Source organism: Massilia sp. BGA-UO-ETr-WB1 (genome assembly GCF_059567845.1).
Map to the genome: position 1 here is coordinate 1 of NZ_JCAQOT010000009.1, position 3,708 is coordinate 3,708.

Here is a 3,708-nt window from a genome sequence, read left to right on the forward strand (position 1 = left end):
TAGCAAATCGGTCCCACCCCTTCCCATCCCGAACAGGACCGTGAAACGATTTTGCGCCGATGATAGTGCTGCAACCAGTGTGAAAGTAGGTTATCGTCAGGCTAGTTATATGAAAAACCCCTCTAGGTGATCCTGGCGGGGTTTTTTGCTTTTCAGACGCCCCAAACGATGTCATGGCCGTCGGTTACGGCGGCGCGCAGCATTTCCAGCAGGGGGTAGACGCGGGCCGCGAAGCCGATGTGCTGCTTTTCCTTCAGGGCGGCGTCGTCCTCGAGCGCGGCGGTGGAGTGGGTCGTGTCCTCGTGGTGCTCGATGTCCTGGTCCGGGTGCAGCTTGCTGAGCTCCACTTCATGCTCCAGCGCCGCCAGGGCGCCGGCCGCCTCGGCTGCCGTGATCACGCCTCGCGTGGGGCTCTTGTTCAGCAGCTCAAGAATGCGCTCGGCATGTTCTTTGTACATCATCACCGCTGGAGAGGATTTGGATTTAAACGTGATCAACATGGCGCTTCCCCCACTCTTGTTGTGCGTGTTCAAACGATAACACGACTTCCATCCTTGCACATCAGTTCAGCTTGAATGAACGCATGAACGTATCGATCTCGTCGTCCAGCATGTGCTTGTCCTTGCCTATCACGACCAGCTGATAGACCCGTTTGTCCCTGGCGATAAAGCGCCCCACCAGGCGCAGCGCTTCGCCGTTGCGCGCGCCCCTGGCTTCCACCTCGATGGATTGCTGCTGCTGGCTCACGCCGCCGCTGGAGGCGGCCGCGCTGGCCTGCTTTTCCGACGTGATGGTGCCGCCGATGTTGGCCACCATGGTGGTTTTCATCGCCGCGATGGCGGCTTGGGCGCGGGCGGCATCGGCCATTTCGGCGGCCCCCACGGCAAAGGTCACGCCGTCGACTTCGGCGGCCGCCATCTGCATTTTCACGGTTTCGCCGCCCAGGCTGATGCTGCGCGTGTGCGTGGCCGGCTTGGCCGGGAACAGCACGGCATAGGGCGCTTCCGTGCTGCGGAAGTCGCGCCAGTCGAATTTGGGGCTGCAGCCGCTGACTGCGGCGGCGGCAAGGGCAGCAGCCACTGCGGTGCGCAATAACGTGGTAATTTTAGTATGCATGATGTGATGGTAGCAGGCGGCAAGCATCGGCGCTATCGCTGCTACAAATCGAGCAGTGCACGGCGGAACTGGATGGCCTGGCTCACGTGCTGCTCGGCGATGGCAGCCGACCGCTCGAGGTCGGCCACGGTCCGCGCCACCCGCAAAATCCTGTGGTAGGCACGCGCCGACCAGTGGAATTTGAGCATGCTCGCGCGCAGCACGGCTTTGCCTGCGCGGTCCAGCTTGCAATGCCGTTCGATCTCGCGCGTGCCCATCAGCTGGTTGCTCTTGCCCTGGCGTGCCTGCTGGATGGCCCAGGCCTGCTGCACGCGCGCAGCAATGGCGGACGAGCTTTCGCCGTCCGCCGGCGCTTCCAGCTCCTCTGGCGAGAGCGGGTTTACCGAGATCAGCAAATCCATCCGGTCCAGCAGGGGACCGGAAATACGGCCCTGGTTGCACATCGCCGGAATTAGGTAGTCTTCTAATTCTAAGAAAATCAGGCACTTATGTGACTTCCGCATAACGGAGATTTTTCTGAATTCGTTCAAGTTAGAGCGAAATTCTAGGATTTGTTCAAGCCAATTCCTAACCCCTTGATGTACCGGTAGCTCTAGTATTGGCCAGCGTGGCGCTGGCAGGCGCTTCGATCAACTGTTCGCGCAGGTCAATGACTCTTTCAGTTGTCTTCGTTAAGCCCTTACCCCATCTCGAGACCAACCTTCGCGGCGAAGGCGAAAACGTTGTGACACCGTAAATCACAGTACTACAAAATGCGCGATTTGTGGTATAGTGGCTTTGTTGATTAGAAGCTCTAGGGAATTTACCTAAGGCGAATGATCATTTGTGGTTAGCAGAACGTCAGATAGCTTTCTGGCTCATGCTTACCGTTTTAGCACTTAAACGCGATGAAGGCCATAAATCATGAGCAAAGATACGTATATCCGTACTCGAATTCAAGAAAGCACAAAAAATGACTTCGAGACCATTTGTAATTCCCTGAATCTTGTTCCAAGTGAGCAATTAAGATTTATGATCGAGATGTTTGTGGCAGATAATCATGGTTCTGAAAATAATCCTTACAAGGTGCATATTTACAAACCAGAAGATTATGACTACGGTGTATGGCGAGTGACGGTCACTTTGAAAACACCTTCAGATGGGGAGTGGATGGGAGCGCCTATTCCGTTCGAACTCCCGGACTTGCCCTACCGGATCATACAGTCCGATCCTGAGTACCGTGCCGTTGTAGCTCGACGCTCGGATGGGATGGCTGTTCTTGGCGGTCGGTTTGATAATGGATTTTGGCGCGGTCATGTGCGGACGAATGGACGTGAAGAGTCTACGAATCCGATTTCGATCGAACAAGTAGAAGAGGCCATCCGAGAAGTGCTAGATAAAGCTTTTAAAAATTTTCACCAGTACGGTAAATTTGAAATTGAGCAAAAAAAGCGAGAAGAACAATATAAGGACGCTCGCAACATTGTTGAATGGATACAGTACAAATTAATTTGGACAAAAAATGCCAAGCTAGCGATAAGCGGCGATGTCACTCCGGGAATTTATGGCCTAAACATAGTTGAGGGCTATTGTGATAGTTTTGAAGGAGGACTATATGTGATAAGCAGAAATATTTCAGGAACTAAGGGGCAAGTTGATCGACATCATCTATATATTACAAAGTACGATGATTGGATAAAATACATGATTAAAGTGGAAGTGAACTAAGATTGGCCAGCCGTGCTGGTATCACTTTTCTTCCGCAAAATTGCCTTGTTCTCTATTTTTGCATAGACAGTGGAGTGCGTTCGATAGGGCGCACCCATGCTTCACTGCGGACTTCTCGCTTTATGGACGGCTATAGGCATCTCCTGCTCAGCCAGAGCGGTGATCAATTATCTTGTCGGACTTTGCTCCTGTGCCGAGATTGAGGGTCTAGTACCCTGGCGATCACGCCCAGGGGAACGCCTTGTCGAAGCAGCAATTTGGCTGTTGCTGTTCGACCATGCTGCTCGTAGCTCTGCAGTGCTTGATCGATGGCGATGGCCATCTCCTTCTGGCGGGTTGCATCGCGGTTCATTTAGGCTCTCCTCATCCGTGTGTCTATCCTTGACCGCCTGGCTGCTGGTACCTTTGTGGTGGCGCAAAGGTGCGTAAGAACGCTGACGAAAAGTTTCCACATTGCATTAGGCAGAGTATGTGTTAAATTTGGCATTCCGAAATGTCAAAAAAGAAAGAAAAGTTCCCCTTGGGCTTGCAATATGGATTGTCCCGCCCCAGATCGTCTGTTCCACCATGAACTTTCGAAAAAAGTTTTCCGGTTCTGGCGAGAAGTCTCGATTAGCTCAGAAGAAGCACCAACGCGCCAACCCAAGGAACGCAAATGGACCAGAACAATACCGATGACGAGCTCGGCGGCAACGAATCCGAGCATGTTAGTAGTACCAATTATGATCGCCCTCCGGAGCTGGAAAGCGCGCTGGCCGGGGTGATTATAGTGGACCCCGAGTTTGAGACGTTGGTTTAAGCTGTTGTCCTCGATAGGATGAGAGCAAATGGCAGAAGGCAAAAAACGCAGGGTACATACGGCAGAGTTCAAGGCCAAGGTCGGAC

The 3,708-nt window shown here is 53.2% G+C and carries 6 protein-coding genes and 1 rRNA gene; 3 read left to right on the forward strand and 4 right to left on the reverse strand.

Annotated elements, in window-relative coordinates:
* A 5S ribosomal RNA gene (gene rrf / locus AC56DV_RS01255) occupies window positions 1–102 on the forward strand; the annotation flags it as partial.
* A 50-nt stretch (window positions 103–152) separates the two neighbouring features.
* On the opposite strand, the gene AC56DV_RS01260 is transcribed toward rrf, so the two are convergent.
* The 3 genes from AC56DV_RS01260 to AC56DV_RS01270 form a co-directional block, all read right to left on the reverse strand.
* Entirely contained in the window at window positions 153–500 is a 348-nt protein-coding gene (locus tag AC56DV_RS01260) for a DUF1840 domain-containing protein (protein WP_496312500.1), read from the reverse strand.
* A 61-nt stretch (window positions 501–561) separates the two neighbouring features.
* Complete coding sequence (locus AC56DV_RS01265; protein ID WP_496312501.1) at window positions 562–1,116, reverse strand: hypothetical protein; 555 nt, start codon at window positions 1,114–1,116, stop codon at window positions 562–564.
* Between the two features lie 41 nt (window positions 1,117–1,157).
* Window positions 1,158–1,517 carry a magnesium chelatase subunit ChlI family protein gene (locus AC56DV_RS01270; RefSeq protein WP_496312502.1) on the reverse strand — a complete coding sequence of 120 codons (360 nt, stop codon included), beginning with the start codon at window positions 1,515–1,517 and terminating at the stop codon, window positions 1,158–1,160.
* A gap of 502 nt (window positions 1,518–2,019) precedes the next feature.
* Here AC56DV_RS01270 and AC56DV_RS01275 point away from each other — a divergent pair.
* Window positions 2,020–2,823 (forward strand): hypothetical protein, encoded by an 804-nt coding sequence (locus AC56DV_RS01275; RefSeq protein ID WP_496312503.1) that lies wholly within the window; start codon window positions 2,020–2,022, stop codon window positions 2,821–2,823.
* Window positions 2,824–2,986: 163 nt separating this feature from the next.
* Here AC56DV_RS01275 and AC56DV_RS01280 read toward each other — a convergent pair whose 3' ends face one another.
* Window positions 2,987–3,175, reverse strand: coding sequence for a hypothetical protein (locus AC56DV_RS01280; protein ID WP_155980245.1), 189 nt, complete (start codon window positions 3,173–3,175; stop codon window positions 2,987–2,989).
* A gap of 303 nt (window positions 3,176–3,478) precedes the next feature.
* Between AC56DV_RS01280 and AC56DV_RS01285 the strand changes: the two genes are divergently transcribed.
* Window positions 3,479–3,622, forward strand: coding sequence for a hypothetical protein (locus AC56DV_RS01285; protein WP_496312504.1), 144 nt, complete (start codon window positions 3,479–3,481; stop codon window positions 3,620–3,622).
* Window positions 3,623–3,708 lie beyond the last annotated feature (86 nt).

Coding starts and splice junctions, on each gene's coding strand:
- AC56DV_RS01260 (WP_496312500.1), bottom strand. CDS start 500: ATGTTGATCACGTTTAAATCCAAATCCTCTCCAGCGGTGATGATGTAC.
- AC56DV_RS01265 (WP_496312501.1), bottom strand. CDS start 1,116: ATGCATACTAAAATTACCACGTTATTGCGCACCGCAGTGGCTGCTGCC.
- AC56DV_RS01270 (WP_496312502.1), bottom strand. CDS start 1,517: ATGGATTTGCTGATCTCGGTAAACCCGCTCTCGCCAGAGGAGCTGGAA.
- AC56DV_RS01275 (WP_496312503.1), top strand. CDS start 2,020: ATGAGCAAAGATACGTATATCCGTACTCGAATTCAAGAAAGCACAAAA.
- AC56DV_RS01280 (WP_155980245.1), bottom strand. CDS start 3,175: ATGAACCGCGATGCAACCCGCCAGAAGGAGATGGCCATCGCCATCGAT.
- AC56DV_RS01285 (WP_496312504.1), top strand. CDS start 3,479: ATGGACCAGAACAATACCGATGACGAGCTCGGCGGCAACGAATCCGAG.